Origin of the sequence: Streptomyces sp. TLI_171 (assembly GCF_003610255.1) — a bacterium.
Classification (GTDB): Bacteria; Actinomycetota; Actinomycetes; order Streptomycetales; family Streptomycetaceae; genus Kitasatospora.
In genome coordinates this window covers 200,465-221,152 of the sequence record NZ_RAPS01000002.1, presented here as the reverse complement: position 1 = coordinate 221,152, position 20,688 = coordinate 200,465, and the positions used below count along the sequence as shown (strand labels likewise).

Genomic DNA, 20,688 nt, shown 5'->3' with positions numbered 1-20,688 from the left:
CACGCACGTGGCGTGCTCACTTGCAAGGCCGCTGGTCAGCCGTTGTACGGACATAGAGACACCCTCCAGGCGGCGCAGCGGACACGGCCGGCCGACGGGGAAGTCGCGACGATGTCCGTCAGACTTGGAGTGCGGTCCCGAGACCGGACGTCGGTGCGGCCGCCCGGAGAGCGGGAGAGCAAGGATGAAGAAGAAGCTTCTCGCCGTGGTGACGAATCAGGCCACCTATGGTGCGGACAGTCACCCCACCGGACTGTGGCTCTCGGAGTTGGTGCACTTCTACGACGGCGTCACCGCAGGAGAGTACGAGGTAGACCTCGTCAGCCCCGCCGGCGGAGACATCCCCCTCGACCCGCGCAGCCTGACCCGGATCACGGTGGACCAGATCACCCGCCGCCATCTCGACAACCCGGCCTTCATGGCCCGCCTCCAGAACACTCCCGCCGCCGCCGACATCGATCCGGACGACTACGCAGCGATCTTCTACACCGGCGGCCACGGCGTGATGTGGGACTTCCCCGACAGCGCCCCGCTCCAGCGCGCCGCTCGGGCGATCTGGGAGAGCGGTGGCATCGTCTCCTCCGTCTGCCACGGTGCCTGCGGACTGCTGAACGTCACCCTCGCGGACGGGTCGCTTCTGGTCCACGGCCGCACCGTCACGGGCTTCGCGACCATCGAAGAAAGCGTCGCCCGCGTCAAAGACCGCGTTCCTTTCCTCCTGGAGGACGAACTGCGCGAACGCGGCGCCCACTACGTCCGCGGGAAGATCCCGATGCGGCCCTACGCCGTCGCGGACGGCCGACTCGTCACGGGCCAGAACCCCTTCTCGGGCAAAGCGGTCACCGAGAAGATCCTTCAGACACTGGAAGCCATCGGCGCCTCCTGAGCCGGCACTAACCTCTGGATCGTGAGGGCGCCCATGGGGACGTGCGCATCCCTGGTCCCGCTATCGGTCCTCTCGCGCCGCCTGCTCAGCGGCCGTAGCCGGCGTCCAGGTGCACGATGATGTCGTCGGGTGACGGCCCCAGGTCGTCCGGACGGTCCAGGGTCGGGGCGAGCAACGGGGAGTCGTGGCGGTTGGCACCGGCCAGGACGCGGCCCAGGGGAATGCCGTATCCGTCCGTCATGCCTGAGCGTTTCAGGCCCTGTTTGCCGCGGTCGACCGGTGACGAGGCCGACGATTCGGTCGTAGGACTCCAGCGCGATCTGCTTGAACCTGGCGAAGACGCCGAGTCGTATCCACTCGTTGGGGCGGTTGCGGATCGTGGTGGCCGAGCAGGTTGTGTCGGCGATCGCGTGGTAGGAGCAGCCGAAGCGCAGGAGTTGCAGCATTTAGTCGAAGATGATCCGGTCGCTGATGCGCGGGCGGTGGCAGCCCAGCGGATGGTCCGGGTGGTACTCCGGCCGCTCGGGCAGCAGGGACGCCAATAGGTCCCAGAGCGGGTCGGTCAGCCACGATGGCAGCACAGGCACAGGTCTCCCCAATGAGTGATGTGAATCGTGGTCACGGCTCCGGGCAGGAGAACTACTCGCGCTGCTCGTCGGCTGGTGTCCACGACGATCAGGTCCGAGGGCACGTGGCCAAGCCGCGGGCTCGAACTTGGTTCGCAGACGTCCCCGGGCCACGAGGCGGTCAAGTCGTCGCTGCTCGGCTCGTAGAGCGACAGCAGACCCTCGACGTCACAGGCTTACAGGTAGTCCATGAACAAGGGCCCACCTGCTGAGCGTGTCTCGGCACGGCGCCGGGCGATGAGACAGACCTGCTTGTCGCCCCGGTCGGCCGCGGCAAGCAGGTCTGGCTGGGGTGCGTATCAACGCGGGAGGGTCGGGCCTGGGCCTCGCACCGTCACGCGGCGGGGCGTCCCGCCGGTGATCGGGGGCGAAGTCGATTTTCAGGCCGCGCAGATGGTCAGGCTGCTGGTGCGAATGCCGTGATTGCGTCGGCGAGGTCGTCAGGAGCTTCCAGCGGGATCAGGTGACCCGTGTTCGGAATCACCGTGAAATCGGCTCCGGAGAGGTAGGGCACCAGGTTGTTGACGAGCACGTCGACGGGCTCGACATGGTCGTTCTCCCCGGCGACGATGAGGGCGGGGACGCTGATCATCCGGGTGTGCTCGCAGACGTCCTCCGCGATGCCGCGCAGCGGCCACTCCGTGCGGGCGGCGTCGGTGCTGGCCCGCGAGTCGGTCGCGATCTGCGACTTGATCGATTCAGGCAGCTCGGTCGCGGTGAGGATGTGATCCCGTGCGCCGGCGACGGACTCGTCGGAGTCGTAGGCGTGGGAAAGGCCTTCCCGGTACTCGGGAGTGATCCCTGCGGCGGGCTTCGCCGGACCGGAACCGACGAGGATGATTCCCCGGAGACCGACGGGCCGGGTCGCCGCGATGAGCTGCGCGACCTTGCCACCCATGGAATGTCCGACGAGGACGTAGTCGGTGACGCACGCGTCGGCGATCACCGCGAGCGTGTCATCGGCGAGTTGGCGGAGGGTGTAAGGGCCGGCCAGGTTGCTCGAGCGACTCCACCCGCGGAAGTCGACAGTGAGCATGTCGCGTCCCGCCAGGCGGTCGACGACGAGGTCCCAGGTGCGGGCGGATCCACCCCAGTAGTGCAGAAACACCAGGGTCGGTCCGGCCCCCGGCCGGTGGTCATAAGCGGGCAGTAGCGGCTGCTGCGTCGTGTTCATCGTGAATCTCTCGATCAGGGTTCTGGGACGGTTGTTCTGTGTGTTCATTGAATCTCTGCCGCTGTGCCGGGGCATCGGCATGACTGGTCGCCTGATGGTGGAAACTGGACAGATGACTGTGATCCGGCAGATGACCTACCAGCCCGTCGGGCACCGTGCCGCCACTGTCGAAACCATGACGTTCGACCGCCTTCGCGAGCTGAACGACGGCGGGACACAGCGTGCCGACTTCCACGTCCTCGCCGTCGTCGATGCCGGGCACGGATCCGTCACCGTGGACTTCCTCCGACACCCGCTCCAGGAGCGGTCCGCGGTGTGGGTCGCTCCTGGAGCTGTGCACCGATGGGATGACATCGCCGGCGTGGCTGGGCACGTCGTGCTGTTCGTGCCGACCGCGCCGGTCACCCACGCCACCCGGGAGCTCGTCGGGTCCCCGGACCTGGTCGCACACTGGAACATTCCCGACGCCGACTGGCCGTTCGTCGACACCGCCCGCAACCATCTCCTCCTCGAAGCATCCGCCCCACCAGGGGATAGCTCGACGGAGCTGCCCGAGATCCTGCTCTCCGCGCTCATCGCCCGGCTCCGGCCCCCGCACGCCGAAGCGCGGTCGATCAATCCGGTGTTCAGACTGTTCCGGTCCAGCGTCGAAGCGCACTACCGGGAACATCACGACGCCGGCTACTACGCCCGGACACTGGGATACGCGCCCCGCACCCTCTCAAGAGCGGTGCGGCAGGTCACCGGCCGCACCGCGAAGGCGTACATCGTCGATCGGATCGTCCTGGAAGCCAAACGGCTCCTCGCACACGACCGCCTCACCGCGGCCGCCTGCGCCAACACGCTCGGCTTCCCCGACGCGTCCAACTTCTCCGTGTTCTTCCGGAAGGCGACAGGCATGCGCCCGGGCGCATGGCAGGCGACGGTGGCCGTCGAGTGAAGGGGTGTACTTAGAGGAGTTAACACAAAGACGCTCAGAGGTCATGTCCCCTGCTCTGCTCCGTCGTTGGTCATTGCGTGGGGAAGGGGATGGGGCCACCGTGGTTGGTGGCGGATGACCTGTGGGAGCGGATCGAGCCGCTGCTTCCGATGCGTGAGCGGCGTCCGCGGTTCCCTGGGCGGTTGCCGTTGGACGACCGCAAGTGCCTGCAGGGGATCTTGTTCGTGCTGCACACAGGGATCGAGTGGGAATGGCTGCCGCAGGAGCTCGGCTTCGGCTCGGGCATGACCTGCTGGCGCCGGTTACGGGACTGGAACGCGGCCGGGGTCTGGGACCGGCTGCACCAGGTGCTCCTGACCGAGCTGCATCGGGCCGGTGACTTGGGCTGGTCGCGGGCGGTGATCGACGGCTCTCACCACCAGGCCCGTCGGGGCGGCCCAAAACGGGACCGAGCCCGGTCGACCGCGCCCGACCCGGCTCGAAGCACCACGTGATCACCGACGGACACGGAACCCCACTGGCCATCGCCCTGACAGGCGGCAACCGCCACGACGTCACCCAACTACTACCCCTGGTAGACGCCGTCCCGCGCATCCGAGGCAAGAGAGGCCGGCCACGGAACCGCCCCCGATCGGCGCTACGCCGACCGAGGCTACGACTACGACAAGTACCGCAGGCTGCTGTGGAAACGCGGGATCAAACCGGTGATCGCCCGTCGCAGCGTCCCACACGGCTCCGGACTCGGCGCCGTCCGATGGGTGTCGAGCGGACGAACGCCTGGATCCACGGCTTCCGCCGGTTACGGACCCGGTGGGACATCCGCGACGACATGCACGAGGCCTTCCTCAAGCTGGCCTGCTGCGTCATCACCTACCGCCGCGTGCTGAGAACCGCAGGTTCCAAACCCGTTCCTTGATCAGTCAGCTGGGCGGACGAAGCGCATCCGGCAACGCCGGTAGTGCCCGTCGACGCCGAAGCTCTGTTCCTCAAGGTGCCATCCGGCAGCCTCGATCCGGCCGATGTACAGGGCAAGGTTCTGGTCGGGATGCACGGGGTGGAGCCGAATGCTCCGAACGTGCTCGTCGTCGCCTCGCTCGAAGCAGCGCAGGGCGTGGCTGTCCACGGGGCTGAGTCCAGAGGGAACGCGTCGATCCACCCGGCGATCGTAGGCGGCCACCAGAGACCCTGGCACCTGCCTTTGTGTTAGCTCCTCTTGAGAAAGGCACTCACATCCATGATCACAGAGCGTTGCACCTCCGTGATCGCCAGAGCCCAGTACCCGCCTCGCTGTTTGGGTACCACCGCACCTTTCTGCGCGGACTCTGAATCGAGCGGCGACGATCACTCGGCGGAGCCCGTTCATGGGACACTGCTCCGTCGACCGGGGGAGAGGACGGCCGTGGAGGCTACCAACCGTGCGCTGACGGCGGACGTGATCGCGGCACTGCGGTACTGGCCCGACGTCTTGTGGGTGGGGCAGAAGAATCCTCCGGACCCGGTGGACATAACAATCCTGCTGCCCTTCTTCAACGAGGTGCTGCAGGACCTTGCGTGGTGGAACCGTGACTGGAAGGTCGATCACGTCGAGCCGGGACGGCCTGTAGAGACCGGGGATCACCTCTGTGATCCCGCCATGCGGTTCACCGAGGTGTCGATCCCGGGAACGGTCGTTTCCCGCAACGGTGAGAGCCTGCCGTTCGTCGCGAAGGTCGGGTTCACGGGCAGCCGGCTGGTCCGCTTCCAGGCCAAGATCGGTGACGTGGTGATCGGCCCGGCCGTTGCCCCTGCGGGGGAGTCGGAGCCGCACCCGTTCGGACGGATTCTCGCGGGGTTGATGGACCTACGCGGGATTCCAGTCAGGGACATGGCCAGGGCTGCCGGACTGTCGGCGCTCACCATCCATGTGCTCCGTCGCGGGAAGAATCCGACTTTGCTGCTGGTCCGCCAGATCGCCGGGATCCTGGACATCCCCGAAGCAGACCTCAGAGTTGTCGCCGGACTCGACGACGGCAGTGAGCAGTAGCTGAGTAGCGGCGGATCAGGCTGCCCTGGGCCTTGTGGCTGGGGTGGGCGGCGCCGTCGAGGGCGAAGTAGCGCAGGGCGGTGAACTGGGCCTCGATCCGGCTGAGCCAGGAGCTCTTGGTCGGGGTGCAGGCGAGCTCGACGTTGTCCGCCGCCTCCCACGCGCCCACCCGCTGGCACCGTTACGTCGTCAGGTGCGGCGAGTGGTCGTCGCAGACGATCGCGATGCGCACGTCCGTCGGGTGCAGTGAGTCGATTCGCCAGGTTGGGGTGGATTCGCCGGTGAGTTCGCGACTCATCTTGTTGGCCACGGCCCAATGGATCGTTGCGCGGGGTCGTTGTGGCAGTGCCTCGTAGTCGCGCGCGAGTCGGCCGTGCTGCATGAGCCAGCCGCATGTCCGCTCAACGACCCAGCGCTCCATGGTTGATGACGTTGCTGTCGCAGCCGCCGTCGACCCAGGCCTTGGCCACCGCCGGCTGGGCGGCGGCGACCTCAGCGAGGTTCTGCTTGCCGCCAGTGGAGTCCTGAACCGATGGTGCGGTGGTGATCACGGCGAGCAGGAGGCCGAAGGTGTCTGTGGCCACGCGCCGCTTGCGGTCCCTGATCTTCTTGGCCGCGTCGATGCCCTGATCGGCTTCGCCGACGTTGCAGAGGTCTTGACGCTCTGGGCGTCCAGGAGAGCCGCGGACGGCTGCGGGTCCCGACCGAGAGCTCGGCGGGTGCGGTCACGCGCAGCAGGTCGTGGACCTGCTGCGTGGTGCCCTCCGCCTCCCGCTCCGCGCAGTAGTCGTAGACCGTTGCAGGGCGGGAAGTCGTGTGGCAGGTACTCCCCTGGGATGCCGGTCCGGTTGACGTAGAGGATCGCGTTCACGATCTCCCGCAGGTCATGAACCCGGGCCGCCACACCAGGACCGTCGCGGTGAGCCCGCCAGGCTGTGAAGACCGGCTCGATCAGTCACTGTCGGGCATCGGACACGGCACTGCGATACGCGCGTCGAGGAGTCACGCGCCCTGAAACGACTGACTGACGGTCCGGTCACTCGCCCGGGACAGACCGACCGCAACGTAGATCAGATGCCCTCTTGGACGGTCGTGATCGTTCTCACCAATAGCCGCTGTGCCGGTGTTCCCGGGGCTGGCCTACGGCACGGGTGCAGTCGGCGGCTCCCGGGGAGGCCGGGCTGACGGCTCCCTCGCGTCGCCACGTCGGTCAGCTGTCGCTGTCCGCCGCGCCGTTGCGCAGGTCGAGGGTCCAGGTCTGGCCGACGAGATCGTGGCCGTAGCTGTGGTGGGGCTCCTCGTCGGCGAGGGTGAAGCCGAAGCTCTGGTAGATCTTGCGCGCCGCCGTCAGTACGTCGTTGGTCCACAGCGTCACCTGCTCGTAGCCCGCCTCACGGGCGAAGGAGAGGCACTCCTCGACCAGGCGCGTCCCGAGGCGAAGGCCTCTGCCCTCCGGGGTGACGAGCAGGATCCGCAACTTGGCCACCTTCGGCTGGTCGCCTGCGACGAGGAAGATGCAGCCCACGCGTCGGCCTTCGACCTCGGCGATCCAGCCCGCCTCGCGGGCCGGATCGTGCTCGGTGCCGTAGTCGGCGACGATCTTGGCGACCAGTGCCTCGAAGTCGGTGTTCCAGCCGAACTGCTGGGCATATGCCTCGCCGTGGGCCATCACCACCCATCCCAGGTCGCCGGGGCGGGCGGCGCGGCGTACGACGACTTGCTTCTGGTCTTGTTGCGACATGAGCTGCTCTCCTGGCCCCGTAGTCGTGCTGTCCACACCACTGAAACGGTTGTTTCAGTTAAGGTATCTGCATGTCCCAGGAAGCGCCAACCCCCTCCCCCCGGCAGACCGAACTGCTGGAAGCGGCCTACGAGTACGCCCTGGTCCATGGCCTGGCCGACCTGTCACTGCGCCCGCTGGCCGAGGCCATCGGCTCCAGCCCGCGGGTTCTGCTCTTCCTCTTCGAGAGCAAGGACGGCCTGCTGCGGGCGCTGCTGGCGCGAGCCCGTGCCGACGAGCTGGCGCTCCTGGGCCGGGTCCGGCAGCCCGATCGCCCGGCCGGACTCGTGCCCGCCGTCGAGCGGGTCTGGACGTGGCTCGCCGCGAAGGAGCACCGGCCGCTGCTGCGGCTGTGGGCCGAGGCGTACACGCGCTCCCTCGTCCAGCCCGACGGGGCCTGGGCGGGGTTCGCCCGGGCGACAGTGGAGGACTGGCTCGAAGTCCTGGCCGGCTTCCAGTCGCCGGCCGAACGCGACAGCGAGGACGGTGCCGCCCGCCGCACCCTGGCCCTGGCCGTACTGAGGGGCGCCCTGCTCGACCTCCTCGCCACCGACGACGAGAAGCGACTCACCGAGGCCGTCGAGCACCAGCTCGCCCTGCTGCGCGACGGCAACGAGGGGGGCTGACGGCCCGGCAGGCCGTCATTGACGACCGGCGGTGCGTCGGTTCGACGGTCCGTGCGCCGGGTGTCACCGGCCCAGCAGGCTCCAGAAGTACGACAGGTGCTCGGCCATGTCGATCTCGGGATCGTACTGCCACTGCATCTGCAGCCCGTCGATCAGGGCGAACAGCAGCACCGCGAGGCGGTCGGCGTCGATGCCTTCCGGGAGGTCGCCTGCGGCCTGGCGTTCGCGGACGGCTTCGGCGCCGCTGGTCCGGGCCTCGCGGTAGCGGTCGCGGAAGTAGGCATGGGCGGGGTGGTCGGGCTCCACCGCCTCTGCTGAGAGGCGGGAGAAGAGCTGGACGAGCCCGGGGACCTCGGCGTTGTGGCGCTGGAGGTCGGTCAGCGCGCGTTCGAGGTCGACCGGCAAGGCACCCTCGCCGCTGACGACTTGGAAGTCGACCGCGTCGCGGCGGCGCAGGATCTCGATGAAGAGCTGTTCCTTGCTGCCGAAGTAGTGCAGCAGGCCGGTCTGGCTGAGGCCGACGGCCTGGGCGAGTTCGCGGACGGTGGCGCGGCTGTAACCGTCCCGGGCGACGATCTCCAGCGCGGTGTCGAGGATCTCCTCGCGCTTGGCGATGCCCTTCGCGTAGGAGCCACGTGGTCGAGCCATGCGGACGACTCTACGCCACCCCCCCACCGCCCAGAGCCACCGGCCGCGACCCGAAGTGACCTGCCCGAATGCCTTGTCACCCAAAAACCGAATGTCGTACTGTTTTCGCGTTCGGCACGGTGGCCGCCCTCCTCGGCGGCACCTGGGCCGACCCGTTTCGGCGCGCCCCACCTGACGTGGGCGCGCCCGGCCGCGGAACGGCGGGCACCCGGCAGTAGCGGGCGCCCGCCGCTCCGGGACCGGACGGCCGCGCGCCGAACCGCCGCCCGGCCGCCCCCCCACACCTTGAGGAGAGACCCGTGACCGCTCCCGACCCCGCTCCCACCGCCCCGGCTCCCGACGCCGTCCTCGCCGACCTCCCGCTCGCGGAGCGCGCCGCGCTCGGCAGCGGCGCGGACTTCTGGACCACCAAGGCCGTGGGCCCCGTCCCGGTCCTCACGCTGACCGACGGCCCGCACGGCGTGCGGCTCCAGGCCGGGGACGCCGACCACCTGGGGATCGCGGCCAGCCGCCCGGCAACCTGCTTCCCGCCCGCCGTTGGCCTCGGCCAGAGCTGGGACACCGAGCTGGTCGGCGAGGTCGGGAGGGCCCTGGGCGCGGAGGGCCGGGCGCTGGGCGTGGACGTGCTACTGGGCCCGGGCGTCAACATCAAGCGGGACCCGCGCTGCGGCCGCAACTTCGAGTACTACTCGGAGGACCCGCAGCTGACCGGCGCCCTCGCCACCGCCTGGGTGCGCGGCCTGCAGAGCACCGGCGTCGGCGCCTCGCTCAAGCACTTCGCCGCCAACAACACCGAGCACGACCGGATGCGCTCCAGCTCAGACGTCGCCGCCCGCCCGCTGCGCGAGATCTACCTGCGGGCCTTCCAACAGGTCGTCCAGCAGGCTCAGCCGTGGACGGTGATGTGCTCCTACAACCGGATCAACGGCACCTACGCTGCCGAGAACCGCTGGATGCTGACCGAGGTGCTGCGCGGCGAGTGGGGCTTCGAGGGGGCGGTGGTCAGCGACTGGGGCGCCGTGCAGGACCGGGTCGCCGCGGTCGCGGCCGGGCTCGACCTGGAAATGCCCGGCACCGGCGGCGTCACCGACGCGCAGGTGGTCGCCGCCGTCGAGGCCGGCGAGCTGGACGCCGCATCCGTCGCCACCGCCGCCGCCCGGAGCATCGCGCTGGCCGCCCGCGCCGAGGCCGGACGCACCCTGCCCGTCCCTGCGTTCGACCCCGACGCGCACCACGCGCTGGCCCGCCGGACCGCCGCGCACTGCGTGGTCCTGCTGAAGAACGACCTCGTCGACGGCGCCCCGGTACTGCCGCTCACCCCGGGCAGCCCGCTGGCCGTGCTCGGCGCGTTCGCCACCACTCCGCGCTACCAGGGCGGCGGCAGCTCGCACGTGAACCCCACCCGCCTGGACATCCCGCTGGAAGAGATCCGCGCCCTGGCCGGCGGCGCCGAGGTGACGCACGCACCCGGCTTCACCACCGACCACACCGGCGACGCCGCGGCGCTGCGTGCCGAGGCTGTCGCCCTGGCCGCCGCCGCCGAGACCGCCGTCGTCTTCCTCGGCCTGGCCGCCCACCAGGAGTCCGAGGGCTTCGACCGCGAGCACATCGAACTGCCCGCCGAGCAGCTGGAGCTGCTGGCCGAGGTCGTCCGCGCCCAGCCCCGCACCGCCGTGGTGCTCAGCCACGGCGGCGTGCTGCGGCTGGCCCCCGCCACGGCCGCCCCGGCCCTGCTCGACGGCGCCCTGCTCGGCCAGGCGGCCGGCGGCGCCCTCGCCGACGTGCTGTTCGGCCGCGTCAACCCGTCCGGCCGACTCACCGAGACCGTCCCGCTCCGCCTCCAGGACACCCCGGCGTACCTGGACTTCCCCGGCGAGCACGGCCACGTCGCCTACGGCGAGGGCCTGTTCGTCGGCTACCGCTGGTACGACGCCCGGGACATCGCGGTCACCTTCCCGTTCGGCCACGGCCTTTCCTACACCGAATTCACCTACCGCGACCTGGAGCTGACCGCCGACGCGGAGGGCATCCGGGCGTCCGTCACGGTCGCCAACACCGGTGCGCGGGCCGGACGCGAGGTCGTCCAGTTCTACGTCGCCAAGCCTGACTCGACGGTGGTCCGCCCGCCGCGCGAACTCAAGGGCCACACCGTGCTCACCCTGGAGCCCGGAGCGAGCGAGCGGGTCAGCGTGCTGCTGCCGCGCACCGAACTGGCCTACTGGGACACCCGGGCCGAGCGCTGGATCGTCGAGGGCGGCCCGTACGAGGTGACGGCCGCAGCCTCCAGCCGCGACCCGCGGGCCACCGCCAGCGTCGAACTCGCCGGTGACGCGCTGAACCTGCCGCTGACCCTGGACTCCACCCTCGGCGAGGCGATGGCCCTGCCCGGCGCCGCCGAGACCCTCGCCGCCCTGCTGCCTTTCCCCCAGGACACCGGAGGCGACACCCTCGGAGTCGACATGGCCAAGATGATGGCCTCCATCCCCGTCCGCCGCCTGGTCAGCTTCGCCGGCGGCGCGATCACCACGGCAGACCTGGAACGCCTCCTCACGCAGCTCCAGGCCTGACCGCCCCCACCGCCTGCAAAGGGGACGGGGATTCGGCTGCGCCGCCGGTCGCGGCGGCAGCGACGTCGAGCTGTACCCGGCGACCGGCACCGGTCCCCACACCCGGCCCGGCAGCCCCCACGGACTCGGCCCGATGGGCGCGGTCAGCCACGAGATCGACACCACCGAACTCGCCTGGCGCTTCCTCCGGACCCACCGTCACCACCACGCCTGCCCCCGCTGAGCCGCCCCACCCCCACCCCGACAACGAGGTCGTCATGACTGCCGCCCCCACCCAGGCCGCCCCTGCCACGGAGTACCGCACACCCGGACAGCGAAGACTGCTGACCGGCCTGATGGTCAACAGCACCGCCCTGTACGCGGTCTACGGCGCGGTGCCCGCCGTGCTGCTCGCCAACCTGGTCGCCGACATCGCCCCCGACTCCAAGTCCACCTCCCTCGGCGTGATCAGCGCCGTCGGCGCGGTCGGCGCGATGCTCGCCAACCCGGTCTCCGGCGCCCTGTCCGACCGCACCCGCAGCCGCTACGGCCGCCGCGCCCCCTGGATGGCCGGCGGCGCGCTCCTCGGCGGGCTCTCCCTGATCGCCGTCGGCGTCGGCAACAGCCTCCTGTGGGTCGGCGTCGCCTGGACCCTCGCCCAGATCTTCCTCAACGGCCTCCAAGCCCCGCTCACCGCCGTCATCCCCGACCGCGCTCCCGCCGACAAGCGCGGCCTGTTCTCCTCCGCCGCCGGCCTCGCCCAGATGCTCGGCGCCGTCGCCGGCACCGCCGTTGCCGCGGCCTTCGCCAACGCCCTGGGCCTCGGCTTCGCCGCCTTCGGCGTCCTGGTCATCGCCGGAACCGCGGTCTTCCTGCTCCTCAACCGCGAACCCTCCGCCACCGACACCCGACACGAACCCTTCCACTGGAACGACTTCCTGCGCGGCTTCTGGGTCAGCCCCCGCACCCACCCCGACTTCGCCTGGGCGTTCCTCGGCCGCTTCCTGCTGATCCTCGGCTACTACGCGGTCTCCTCCTACCAGCTGTATGTCCTGGACGACTACATCGGCCTCACCCGCGACCAGGCCAACGATCTGATGCCGCTGCTCAGCCTCGCCATGCTGCCCGGCATGATCGCGATGATCGTGGTCTCCGGCCCCTGGTCGGACCGGGTCGGCCGACGCAAGCCCTTCGTCGTCGCCGCCAGCCTCGGCATGGCGCTCGCCCTGCTACTGCCGCTGGTCCTGCGCAGCGAGGCGTCGATGTTCGCCTACTCCGTCCTCACCGGCGTCGCGTTCGGGATGTACATGGCCGTGGACACGGCGCTGATGACCCAGGTGCTGCCCCGACCCGACGACGCGGCCAAGGACATGGGCGTGCTGAACATCGCCAACGCCCTGCCCCAGGCTCTCGCCCCTGCCGTCGCCGCCGCAGTGATCGGCCTGCTCGGCGGCTACCGCTCGCTGTTCGCCACCGCGATCGTCCTGGTGCTCCTCGGCGCGATCAGCGTCCTGCCCATCCGCGCCGTCCGCTGACCCCTGCCGCCAACGGCACAGCGGAACGCGTGCACCATTGCGAGGAGCACCACCTCTACCCACAGGTGGCGGTCGGGGTGGGCGCTCCTCCCGCGGGCCATGGGGTGCGGGGTAAGCGGTCCGATCCTGTCGCGCCCCGGGTCGGCGGCCGGCTTCTGCGGGGCCCGTGCCCGGTCGGGCGCGGGCCGGGAGGGGGTGCCTGGCCGCCTGCGACGGACCAGGGGCCCGTCCGGGTGGTGGACGAGCTGGGTCGGCTGCTCGCCGTCCACTGACTCCAACTGCTCCACCTCGGTGGCCGGTTCCGGGTTGCTGCGCTCCAGCAGCTCCCGGCGCTCCTGGAGCTTCGGGGCCTGTTGGGCCAGCCGGCGGTGGCGCAGGGCGGCGTGGCGGCAGGGTTGTCCGCGGTGGAGGGCGAGGCGTCCTGTGCGGGCCGGGTCGGGCAGTCGCTGCCCGCAGCGGGGGTCGGCGCACGCTCGGTCGTCGGTTCCGTCACGGTCCCACCGCGGCGGGACCGACGGGCCGTCACAAGCCGCCCCGCGGTTGGGTGGTGGGGTACGGGTGTTGATGTCGGGGTGGTGAGGGAGGCGGGTGGGCGGCGACGCCGGGCTCCGGGGGCACTGCGCTGTGCTGTGACATCCTCGGCCGGAGGCGGACCGGCGCAGTGCCCAGCGGGCGTCGGATTCCTGCAATCCCGGCCGCCCGGCACGGGCCTGCCGCCACCGTGGGATGCTGACCGCGGTACTGCCCCGTCAGGAAGGAGGCGCCCCGTGTCCGAGCAGGGCCCCGGGGCGGCGTTCCACGTCACTCTGCTGCGCACCCCGACCTCCGCCCGCGTGCTGTGCCTGCACGGCGCGTTGGACTACGACAGCGGGCCCTCTCTGCGCCGCGCGCTGACCGAGGAGATCGAGGCCCGGCCACCGGTGTTGGTGCTGGACCTGTCCGACCTGCAGGTCTGCGACTCGAGCGGTCTCAAGGAATTCCTCTGGGCCCGCCTCAACCGCCAAGGCATTCCTCTCGTGCTGGCGGCGCCCGGCATCCAGTTCCGGCAGATGCTGGAATTGACCCAGACCGACAAGCTCTTCGTCGTGACCGAGAGCGTCCCCGCCGCGCTCGCGTACCACGAGGTGACCGTCCCTGAGTGACCTGGTGCTGGGCGGGGTCGCCGCGTGCGATCCCGACCGTCCGCTGCCCGGGCTGCGGCGCCCGGGGCGTGCGGGCCCACTCCACGGTCGTACCGGACGGCTCGTCACTTGCGTTGGAGGGCAATGGAATTGCTGAGCGCAGGGCGTGCCTTGATGCCATACTCGCGTTCGATTCGATCATTGGATGGGGGTCCTTCGTGGAGTACGGCAAGGTCCGGGCGAGTGCGGCGGCGATTGGGGCGGTGCTGCTGCTGGGCGTTACCGGCTGCACGGACAGCGGCGGCGGAAATGGTGGCGAGGCCAAGGCCGTCGACTCGAAGGCCGCGTTGCCCTCCCAGCCGTTGCCGGAGCCGCCCCGAGCGCCGGAGCAGTCCCCGTTCGCCTCGCCGCCCAGCAAGCAGCCCACCGCACTCCCAACGCCCAGCGCGCTGCCCAGCGCCGAGGCCGAGCGGGAGTTCCTGGCCGTGGTCCGGATCGCCTTCGCCGACGCGAACCCGGAGTTCAAGGATGTCCCGGACGAGCGGCTGCTCGCACTCGGCAACGGCCTGTGCTCCATCCTGCGTGCCGGACAGCCCATGCTCAACGCGGAGAACTGGCTTGCGACTCAGGGCTACCGGGACTCCAACTCGGCTTCGGCGCTGCTCCTGGCAGCGGCCGGCAGTGAGCGGTCGCTCTGTGCGGACGAGTCGGTCCGGGTCAAGCAGGAACTCCTGGGGATGAAACCGCATTCGTGAGCACAGCCGGCCCATCAGAGGCCTGCACGTGCGCGACGAGTGGCTGACAGCAGTTCGCGGGTGCCCGGTCGCCGACCGGGCACCCGCACTCTTCCCCGCCTCCGCTTCGCCCGGTTCAGCGACCGGGTGCTCATGCCGAACGGCACGTTGGGCTGGTCGTACTCGCAGGGGTAGCCGACGATCAGGGCGGCGGCGATGAACACGCCGTAAGTCACATACAGCCCGGTCGTGCCCTCCATGGTGTGCTTCACTCCATAGCTGCTGTAGGTCGGCGTCTTGATCGACGTGACGTTCTCCGCCGTCCACGCGACCGTCTTCATCACGGTGGCCACGCTCCCGGCGAGTGCCTCGTGGTCAGTGGCGAGCTCGACGTCACCATTCTCTGCTCCGGCAGCGACCTTGTGCTCCACCAAGACACCGTCTCCGCCGCCACGGGTCGCCTTCCACTTGGGATCACCGAAAGACCCGACAGTCAGTGCGGACGCGAGGAGATCTCTTCCGGAGCGGACGACGAGAGCCCGGTGCAGTGTGCGGCCCGGGCCGCCGGTCGCGTGGCGCAGCAGGTCGTCGCCGAAGCCGCGGCTGACGGTCCCGGACGCCGCCTACTGGTGGCCCCGAAACTGACCGCCCCGCCGCCGCCCCGGGGCCGGTCAGTTCGGCATCGGCTCGGTGCGTCTCGTCTGCCGTAACCATTCCATCGCGATTCAGAGCCGGTGCGGTGCGACAGCGGCGGAAGTCCTCGACAGGCAGTCGGGCGGAGGAGACCGATTCAATCCGATGATCCGTCAAAGTCCCTGCAAATCATGGGAGTTCGGTGCAACAAAGGCGTTTCACTGTAGCGCCAAGTCGTAAGGAGAGCCTCCGGGTGACCACTCCCCAGCCCCTGAGCGAACCCGCCGCGTTCGCGGACACGCTGCCGCGCCACGTCGCCTCCGCATGCGTCCTCCTCCTCGACGACCAGGACCGCGTCCTGATGCTCCACCAGGCCCGCGGATACCCCGGCCACCCCGCCTGGTGGCAACTCCCAGGCGGACTGAGCGACCTCGCAGAGGAACCGGCAACCACCGCGAAACGCGAACTCGAGGAAGAAACCGGCATCAGCCTCGACGGCCCGCTGCGCCCGCTGGCGGTCGACTACCGCAGAGCGGACGACGGCTGGCCGCCCGTGGTCGATTTCTGCCTCACCGCCCCGCCGGTGCCCTCCGGGCGCCCGGTGCGGCTCAGTACGGAGCACGACGCCTTCGCCTGGCGGACCTTCGCCGAATGGCAGCCCTACCTGCAGCCGCTGCAACGAGCCTGGTTCGAGTCACTCACCGCTGCCTACCGCACCGGGGCCGTCGCGATCCTCGCCGACGGCCGGCCCATGGCCTGACCAACCGCACCTGGCCGAACAGGCCGAGGCCGCCGAGAGGCCCACCGGCAGCCCGGCGGCACGGATGGGTGACCGACCGTCAGTTGCGGCCTCGGGACGCCGATCACTCGATCGTGGGACCAGCCGATCTTGCTTCCTGGGCACCCGCCATGGGGTCGGTAGCACTCATGAGGGTGAAGCACGGGCTCGCTCGTGCTGCCGGGGATGGCCGGGAGTGATGTGCTGGTGACTTTGGGTATGGGTGCCGCCTCGGTGCCCTCGACGGCTGGAGAGCATCGTGAATGACGACGTGGTGCGCATCGTTCCCTCCGAGGATCAGAGCCCGGAGGAAGTCGCGGAGGTCCTGGCTCAGGCGGCAGCCGAGCAGGGCCTCGAAGACGAGGTGGTGGTCGAGGGGGAGGAAGTCATCGCTCCTCGATCCCTCCTGACCGGATCGGCCCCCGTCGTGGGGTCAGGGTTCCCGCCGCCGCCTGCGGGGACGAGTCCGGACGGCTCCAGCACGGGCGGTCAGTTGTACAAGTTGCAAGGGCCTATCGCTCTGGGCTGACACGTCGCGGACAGCGGATGGGCCGGCCGAAGGCGCCGGGAGTCGAACGCCCGGCCAGGTGGCGCTTCCTGTGCGTGGGTGAAGGGCCCCGACAGCTGTCGGGGCCCTTCACCCTTGCGCCCGCTGGTTGTGGGAGGACGGGTTGGTGAACGGTGCGTTCAGGCGGGCGCCGGCGTCGTCGTCTGGTCACCTGGCTTCGCGACTCTAGCGACTGCTCTTCGGTACGGAGGCCGCACGGCAACGATGCTTCGTCGCGGAGTCGAACGACGGTTGCGTCATCGGCTACGCATCGCGCGCACCGGAGGTGTCCACGTGGGACGGAGCGGAGTACCTCCATACGGACGGTCCTGCGCGACGGTCACCGCGGCCTGAAGGCGGGCCCCCCGCTGGTGGACGCCGTGGTGGCCGAGGCCCGGGCGCTCGGGCAGCGGAGAAGCGACGCTACCCGGAGGTCGGTCGGCGACGACACCCCTGTAGGGCGTCGACCACCGCCGCAAGGGGACCGCGAACACCCTGGCCGCGCTGAGATCGTCCACCTGTGCTTCACCCCGACCAACGCGTCCTGGGCCAACCCGGGCGAGGCTCACGTCGGACCGCTGCGGCTTCACCCTTTGCGAACGCGAACCATCCGAACCACACGGCTCAGGCCCTTGCTCTGCACGCCTACCTGCGCCGGCGCAACGCCAACGCCCGCCACCCCGACGTCCTGACCGCCCAGCGCGAGGACGCGCCCGCGTCCGTAGTGAGAAGGGTCGCCGCCGGGGAGGAAGGGCGCTCACCGTAGCGGCCTGAACGGCCCGCCGCTGCAGGGTCACTGACTCGAGGAGCTAGATCGGCACGGGGACAAAGCCCTCGGTCCAGTCGTCCTCATCGAGGTCATACTCTCCGATCCGGAAGCAGTCGGGCTCGTCAGCGAAGCCCGGTAGGAGACGCGCGCTGCGCATCCGCTCTTCGGCCGCGGCCTCGGAGGAGTAGATGCCGAGCAACTTGACGTCGTCGCCGCCCTGCTCGTCTATGAACACGACCTCGTCGTCGAGGTGAATCGTCTCGTCGTCCGGGCCGGTTCGTTCTGGTGGCTGATGTGCCAGAGGGGACAGACCTTCACCGGCGTAGGCTACCCGCGCCCATCCGGTGAAGGTTCCCGGTCAGAGCACTGGCAAGACTGATGACGAGGCTCCCCGTCCGTGCCAGTTCGTTCGTGATCTCCGTCTTTCCGTGCCAAAGGACTTGCACCGAATAGGACTTCGAGCCACCTGGTACGCCGGGCAGCACAACTGGGAACGCACAGGCGGAGTCGTGGTACTCGCCGGGCCCCAAAGACCCGGTTGCGACTACCCGATCTGCCGAGTCATAGACAGTCACCATCGCCCCTTTGTCGACTTCGGTGAACTCTGCGGCACCACTGCAAGACCCCGACGCTGAAGGGTTGGCGGCGCCGATTCGTACCTGTCCCATCAGGGTGAACGCCTCGTTGGGCCCGGGCCCGGACAGACTCCAGGCCAGCGCGACGGAGCCGCACCAGCCGCGAATCCAGCAACTGTCAATGCCGCCAGGACTCTCCGCGACCGGGGGACATGCGCAGGCCCGGACGGCCCTGACTCCGAACTGGACGGCGAACCACCCTTCTCATCCTGAGCCGAGCTCGCGTTCGGCCCGGGTCACGTCACTGAGGCCCGCCACCTCGACGTCCTTGCCGCGCCCCACCTTGCGAACGCGCCCACATCCGCAGTGAGAAGGACATCCGCCACTTCCTTCCAACGAGCAGTGGGAGCCGTGGGGTTGCCGTCGGCTCGTTCGAGCGTGTCGGGGTATGACGTTCGTTCCCGCTTCGTGCCACCTGGTGTTCCGGGCGCCGGACGCACGCTGAACTGCCCGGGTTCGGTGGAGACTCGATCCACCCGACAGAGCTGCGCCGTCGTGCGGCGCGCGTGGTCGCCGAGGTCCTCGCTGACCAGCCGAACGAGTCCGCCGCGCTGCGGGCCGTCGCGGAGAAACTCGGCATCGGCTCGCCCGAGACGCTGCGCAACTGGGTCCGGCGCGACCAGGTCGACTCCGGGCAACGCCCGGGGACGGCGACAGAGGAGTTCGGGCAGATCAAGGCGGTGAAGAAGGAGACCGCCGAGCTGAAGCGCGCGAACGAGATCCTCGAGGCCGCGGCGAGTCTCTTCGCGGCCGAGCGCGACCGACCACATCTGCGCTCGTCACGTTCATCGACGGGTACCTGGGCCGCTTCGGCAGCGTCGAGCCGATCTGCCGCGCGCTGACCGCTGGCCGCTGCCCGGGGCGTGCGGCCGCACGCCCCGGGCAGCGGGCCGCCCAGGGGCGGTGGGGTGTCACTCCTCGGTCGGGCCGAGGTCTGGGCGGGGGAGTAGCCGGGCGGTGCGGTGGGACGGGGCGGCGTGCAGCTCCAGCACGGTGAGTTCGTTCGGTCCGGGGCGCAGGGCCGGGCCGGGGACGTACAGCGAGAACTGGGGGCCGCGGGACCAGTGGCGGCCGAGCGGGAAGCCGTTGACCCAGGCGTTGCCTTTGGTCCAGCCGGTCAGGTGCAGGAAGGTGTCGGCGGGCTCGTCGACGTCGAAGGTGCCGCGGTGGAAGACCGGGCCGGGGACGGGGCCGGCGGTGCCGGTGAAGGAGAGCTCGCCGAGGTCGTCCAGCGGCAGCGGCAGGCTGCTCCAGCCGGTCAGCTCCGCGCCGTTGAGGAGCACCGGCCCGTGCAGGCCCTTGCGGTCGTGCAGGCCCTCGCCGTAGTTGGCCCGGCCCTGGTTCTCCACCAGCACCCGCAGCACGGCGCCGGGCCTCGGCACGTGGAAGGCGATCGCCCGCTCGTGGTTCTCGCGCTCCAGCACGCCGACGGGTTGGCCGTCGACGAACACCTGGGCGCGGTCGGCGACGGCGCCGACCTCCAGCAGGGCGGGGCCCGCGGTGGGAAGCACCGCCTTGTAGAGGACGAAGCCGAAGTCCTGGCCGAGCTCCTCCATGGTGAGGGGGCGCACTGCGGGCACCGGGGTGCCGAGGACGGGCAGGTCGGCGAGGAGCGGGGCGCTCTCGGTGAACCGGACGGTGGTGGCGGTCAGCTTGGGCGCGGGGGCGGGGGCCGGTTCGGCCACCGGCGGGCCGTACTTGGCGAGCACCTCGCGGAAGGCGTGGTACTTGGCGGTGGGGTCGCCGGCCTCGTCGAGCGGGGCGTCGTAGTCGTAGCTGGTGACGGTGGGCCGGTAGGTGTGCTTGTCGTTGGCGCCGTTGGTGAAGCCGAAGTTGCTGCCGCCGTGGAACATGTACAGGTTGGCGGAGGCGCCGGTGGCCAGCAGTTCGTCCAGTTCGCGGGCGGCGTCGTCGGCGTCACGTACCACGTGCCGTCCGCCCCACCGGTCGAACCAGCCGATCCAGAACTCGGCGCACAGCTTGGGCTGCCCGGGTCGCAGTGCGTCGAGGGCCGCGAGGCCCTGGTGGGAGCGGCTGCCGAAGTTCACGGTGGCCAGGGTGCCGGGCAGGGCGCCGCGGGCGAGGTCGCCGGGCTGGTCGCAGGTGAACAGCGGGACGTCCACGCCGAAGCGGCGCAGCAGGTCGGCCAGGTGGGCCAGGTGGGAGGTGTCGTCGCCGTACGCGCCGTACTCGTTCTCCACCTGGACGGCCAGCACGGGGCCGCCGCGGGTGGCGAGCCGGTCGGCGATCCGGGGGAGCAGCTCGGAGAACCAGCGCTCGACGGCGTGCAGGTAGCCGGGGTGGTTGCTGCGCAGCCGGATGCCCGGGTCGGTGAGCAGCCAGGACGGCAGGCCGCCGCCCTCCCACTCGGCGCAGATGTACGGGCCGGGGCGGAGCAGCACGTGCAGGCCCTCGGCGGCGGCGAGGTCGAGGAAGGCCGGCAGGTCGAGTCCGCCGTCGAAGCGGAGCTCGCCGGGCCGGGGCTGGTGGAGGTTCCACGGGACGTACGTCTCCACCGTGTTGAGGCCCATCAGCCGGGCCTTGCGCAGGCGGTCGGCCCAGAGGTCGGGGTGGATCCGGAAGTAGTGCAGGCCGCCGGAGAGGATGCGGAACGGGGCGCCGTCGAGGGTGAACTCGCCGCCGTCGGTGTCGAGGACGGGCATGGGGTTGCTGCTCCTGGGGTGCTT

The 20,688-nt window shown here is 70.3% G+C and carries 20 protein-coding genes and 4 pseudogenes; 14 read left to right on the top strand and 10 right to left on the bottom strand.

The features are described from left to right. The first annotated feature begins 184 nt into the window (after positions 1-184). Positions 185-886 carry a type 1 glutamine amidotransferase domain-containing protein gene (locus tag BX266_RS36955; protein WP_099906928.1) on the top strand — a complete coding sequence of 234 codons (702 nt, stop codon included), beginning with the start codon at positions 185-187 and terminating at the stop codon, positions 884-886. A 94-nt stretch (positions 887-980) separates the two neighbouring features. Here the strand turns inward: BX266_RS36955 and BX266_RS36950 are convergent. Continuing rightward, positions 981-1,473 (bottom strand): annotated as a pseudogene (locus tag BX266_RS36950) (transposase); the annotation flags it as partial. A 436-nt stretch (positions 1,474-1,909) separates the two neighbouring features. Further along, positions 1,910-2,686 carry an alpha/beta fold hydrolase gene (locus tag BX266_RS36945; protein WP_099906930.1) on the bottom strand — a complete coding sequence of 259 codons (777 nt, stop codon included), beginning with the start codon at positions 2,684-2,686 and terminating at the stop codon, positions 1,910-1,912. Between the two features lie 112 nt (positions 2,687-2,798). Between BX266_RS36945 and BX266_RS36940 the strand changes: the two genes are divergently transcribed. The 3 genes from BX266_RS36940 to BX266_RS41410 all read left to right on the top strand — a co-directional run bounded on the left by BX266_RS36940 (position 2,799) and on the right by BX266_RS41410 (position 4,542). Beyond that, on the top strand, positions 2,799-3,626 hold the full coding sequence (locus tag BX266_RS36940) for an AraC family transcriptional regulator (RefSeq protein ID WP_180290864.1): 828 nt from the start codon (positions 2,799-2,801) through the stop codon (positions 3,624-3,626). 107 nt (positions 3,627-3,733) lie between these two features. After that, on the top strand, positions 3,734-4,120 hold the full coding sequence (locus tag BX266_RS41415; RefSeq protein ID WP_399171332.1) for a transposase: 387 nt from the start codon (positions 3,734-3,736) through the stop codon (positions 4,118-4,120). Beyond that, complete coding sequence (locus tag BX266_RS41410; RefSeq protein WP_399171331.1) at positions 4,117-4,542, top strand: transposase; 426 nt, start codon at positions 4,117-4,119, stop codon at positions 4,540-4,542. The genes BX266_RS41415 and BX266_RS41410 overlap by 4 nt, the downstream gene beginning before the upstream one ends. Here the strand turns inward: BX266_RS41410 and BX266_RS36930 are convergent, their stop codons facing one another. Continuing rightward, positions 4,543-4,749 (bottom strand): hypothetical protein, encoded by a 207-nt coding sequence (locus tag BX266_RS36930; RefSeq protein WP_099906931.1) that lies wholly within the window; start codon positions 4,747-4,749, stop codon positions 4,543-4,545. A 276-nt stretch (positions 4,750-5,025) separates the two neighbouring features. Here BX266_RS36930 and BX266_RS36925 point away from each other — a divergent pair, with 276 nt between their 5' ends. After that, on the top strand, positions 5,026-5,649 hold the full coding sequence (locus tag BX266_RS36925) for a helix-turn-helix domain-containing protein (protein ID WP_099906933.1): 624 nt from the start codon (positions 5,026-5,028) through the stop codon (positions 5,647-5,649). On the opposite strand, the pseudogene BX266_RS36920 reads toward BX266_RS36925, so the two are convergent. The 3 genes and pseudogenes from BX266_RS36920 to BX266_RS36910 all read right to left on the bottom strand — a co-directional run. Continuing rightward, positions 5,609-5,899, bottom strand: a pseudogene (locus BX266_RS36920) (IS630 family transposase); the annotation flags it as partial. The gene BX266_RS36925 and the pseudogene BX266_RS36920 overlap by 41 nt on opposite strands. A gap of 6 nt (positions 5,900-5,905) precedes the next feature. Continuing rightward, positions 5,906-6,604 (bottom strand): annotated as a pseudogene (locus tag BX266_RS36915) (transposase); the annotation flags it as partial. A gap of 255 nt (positions 6,605-6,859) precedes the next feature. Beyond that, the gene (locus tag BX266_RS36910; RefSeq protein ID WP_099906934.1) at positions 6,860-7,390 is read right to left on the bottom strand and encodes a GNAT family N-acetyltransferase; all 531 of its coding nucleotides are present in this window, start codon (positions 7,388-7,390) and stop codon (positions 6,860-6,862) included. A gap of 71 nt (positions 7,391-7,461) precedes the next feature. On the opposite strand from BX266_RS36910, the gene BX266_RS36905 reads away from it, so the two are divergent. Beyond that, positions 7,462-8,055, top strand: coding sequence for a TetR family transcriptional regulator (locus BX266_RS36905; RefSeq protein ID WP_099906936.1), 594 nt, complete (start codon positions 7,462-7,464; stop codon positions 8,053-8,055). 63 nt (positions 8,056-8,118) lie between these two features. On the opposite strand, the gene BX266_RS36900 is transcribed toward BX266_RS36905, so the two are convergent. Next, positions 8,119-8,703, bottom strand: a complete 585-nt coding sequence (locus BX266_RS36900) for a TetR/AcrR family transcriptional regulator (RefSeq protein WP_180290740.1) — start codon at positions 8,701-8,703, stop codon at positions 8,119-8,121. Between the two features lie 299 nt (positions 8,704-9,002). On the opposite strand from BX266_RS36900, the gene BX266_RS36895 reads away from it, so the two are divergent. From BX266_RS36895 to BX266_RS36875, 4 genes are all read left to right on the top strand, one after another. Then, on the top strand, positions 9,003-11,270 hold the full coding sequence (locus BX266_RS36895) for a glycoside hydrolase family 3 C-terminal domain-containing protein (RefSeq protein ID WP_099906937.1): 2,268 nt from the start codon (positions 9,003-9,005) through the stop codon (positions 11,268-11,270). 257 nt (positions 11,271-11,527) lie between these two features. Continuing rightward, positions 11,528-12,784 carry an MFS transporter gene (locus tag BX266_RS36890; protein ID WP_099906939.1) on the top strand — a complete coding sequence of 419 codons (1,257 nt, stop codon included), beginning with the start codon at positions 11,528-11,530 and terminating at the stop codon, positions 12,782-12,784. Positions 12,785-13,551: 767 nt separating this feature from the next. Further along, positions 13,552-13,926 (top strand): STAS domain-containing protein, encoded by a 375-nt coding sequence (locus BX266_RS39220; RefSeq protein WP_180290741.1) that lies wholly within the window; start codon positions 13,552-13,554, stop codon positions 13,924-13,926. A 197-nt stretch (positions 13,927-14,123) separates the two neighbouring features. Continuing rightward, the gene (locus BX266_RS36875; RefSeq protein WP_143687083.1) at positions 14,124-14,660 is read left to right on the top strand and encodes a hypothetical protein; all 537 of its coding nucleotides are present in this window, start codon (positions 14,124-14,126) and stop codon (positions 14,658-14,660) included. Between the two features lie 14 nt (positions 14,661-14,674). Here the strand turns inward: BX266_RS36875 and BX266_RS36870 are convergent, their stop codons facing one another. Next, complete coding sequence (locus BX266_RS36870) at positions 14,675-15,070, bottom strand: hypothetical protein (protein WP_099906943.1); 396 nt, start codon at positions 15,068-15,070, stop codon at positions 14,675-14,677. A gap of 455 nt (positions 15,071-15,525) precedes the next feature. Here BX266_RS36870 and BX266_RS36865 point away from each other — a divergent pair, with 455 nt between their 5' ends. From BX266_RS36865 to BX266_RS40635, 3 genes and pseudogenes are all read left to right on the top strand, one after another. Beyond that, positions 15,526-16,032 (top strand): NUDIX hydrolase, encoded by a 507-nt coding sequence (locus BX266_RS36865; RefSeq protein WP_180290742.1) that lies wholly within the window; start codon positions 15,526-15,528, stop codon positions 16,030-16,032. 277 nt (positions 16,033-16,309) lie between these two features. Further along, on the top strand, positions 16,310-16,579 hold the full coding sequence (locus BX266_RS36860) for a hypothetical protein (RefSeq protein ID WP_099906947.1): 270 nt from the start codon (positions 16,310-16,312) through the stop codon (positions 16,577-16,579). Between the two features lie 530 nt (positions 16,580-17,109). Next, positions 17,110-17,371, top strand: a pseudogene (locus tag BX266_RS40635) (IS630 family transposase); the annotation flags it as partial. Positions 17,372-17,406: 35 nt separating this feature from the next. On the opposite strand, the gene BX266_RS36850 reads toward BX266_RS40635, so the two are convergent. Further along, entirely contained in the window at positions 17,407-17,601 is a 195-nt protein-coding gene (locus tag BX266_RS36850; protein WP_259465219.1) for a hypothetical protein, read from the bottom strand. Positions 17,602-18,507: 906 nt separating this feature from the next. On the opposite strand from BX266_RS36850, the gene BX266_RS36845 reads away from it, so the two are divergent. Beyond that, positions 18,508-18,843: a transposase gene (locus BX266_RS36845; protein WP_099906948.1), complete on the top strand. Its 336-nt coding sequence runs from the start codon at positions 18,508-18,510 to the stop codon at positions 18,841-18,843. A gap of 69 nt (positions 18,844-18,912) precedes the next feature. Here the strand turns inward: BX266_RS36845 and BX266_RS36840 are convergent, their stop codons facing one another. After that, entirely contained in the window at positions 18,913-20,664 is a 1,752-nt protein-coding gene (locus BX266_RS36840; protein ID WP_099906950.1) for a glycoside hydrolase family 35 protein, read from the bottom strand. Between the last annotated feature and the right edge of the window lie 24 nt (positions 20,665-20,688).

Coding starts and splice junctions, on each gene's coding strand:
- BX266_RS36955 (WP_099906928.1), top strand. CDS start 185: ATGAAGAAGAAGCTTCTCGCCGTGGTGACGAATCAGGCCACCTATGGT.
- BX266_RS36945 (WP_099906930.1), bottom strand. CDS start 2,686: ATGAACACGACGCAGCAGCCGCTACTGCCCGCTTATGACCACCGGCCG.
- BX266_RS36940 (WP_180290864.1), top strand. CDS start 2,799: ATGACTGTGATCCGGCAGATGACCTACCAGCCCGTCGGGCACCGTGCC.
- BX266_RS36910 (WP_099906934.1), bottom strand. CDS start 7,390: ATGTCGCAACAAGACCAGAAGCAAGTCGTCGTACGCCGCGCCGCCCGC.
- BX266_RS36905 (WP_099906936.1), top strand. CDS start 7,462: ATGTCCCAGGAAGCGCCAACCCCCTCCCCCCGGCAGACCGAACTGCTG.
- BX266_RS36900 (WP_180290740.1), bottom strand. CDS start 8,703: ATGGCTCGACCACGTGGCTCCTACGCGAAGGGCATCGCCAAGCGCGAG.
- BX266_RS36890 (WP_099906939.1), top strand. CDS start 11,528: ATGACTGCCGCCCCCACCCAGGCCGCCCCTGCCACGGAGTACCGCACA.
- BX266_RS36840 (WP_099906950.1), bottom strand. CDS start 20,664: ATGCCCGTCCTCGACACCGACGGCGGCGAGTTCACCCTCGACGGCGCC.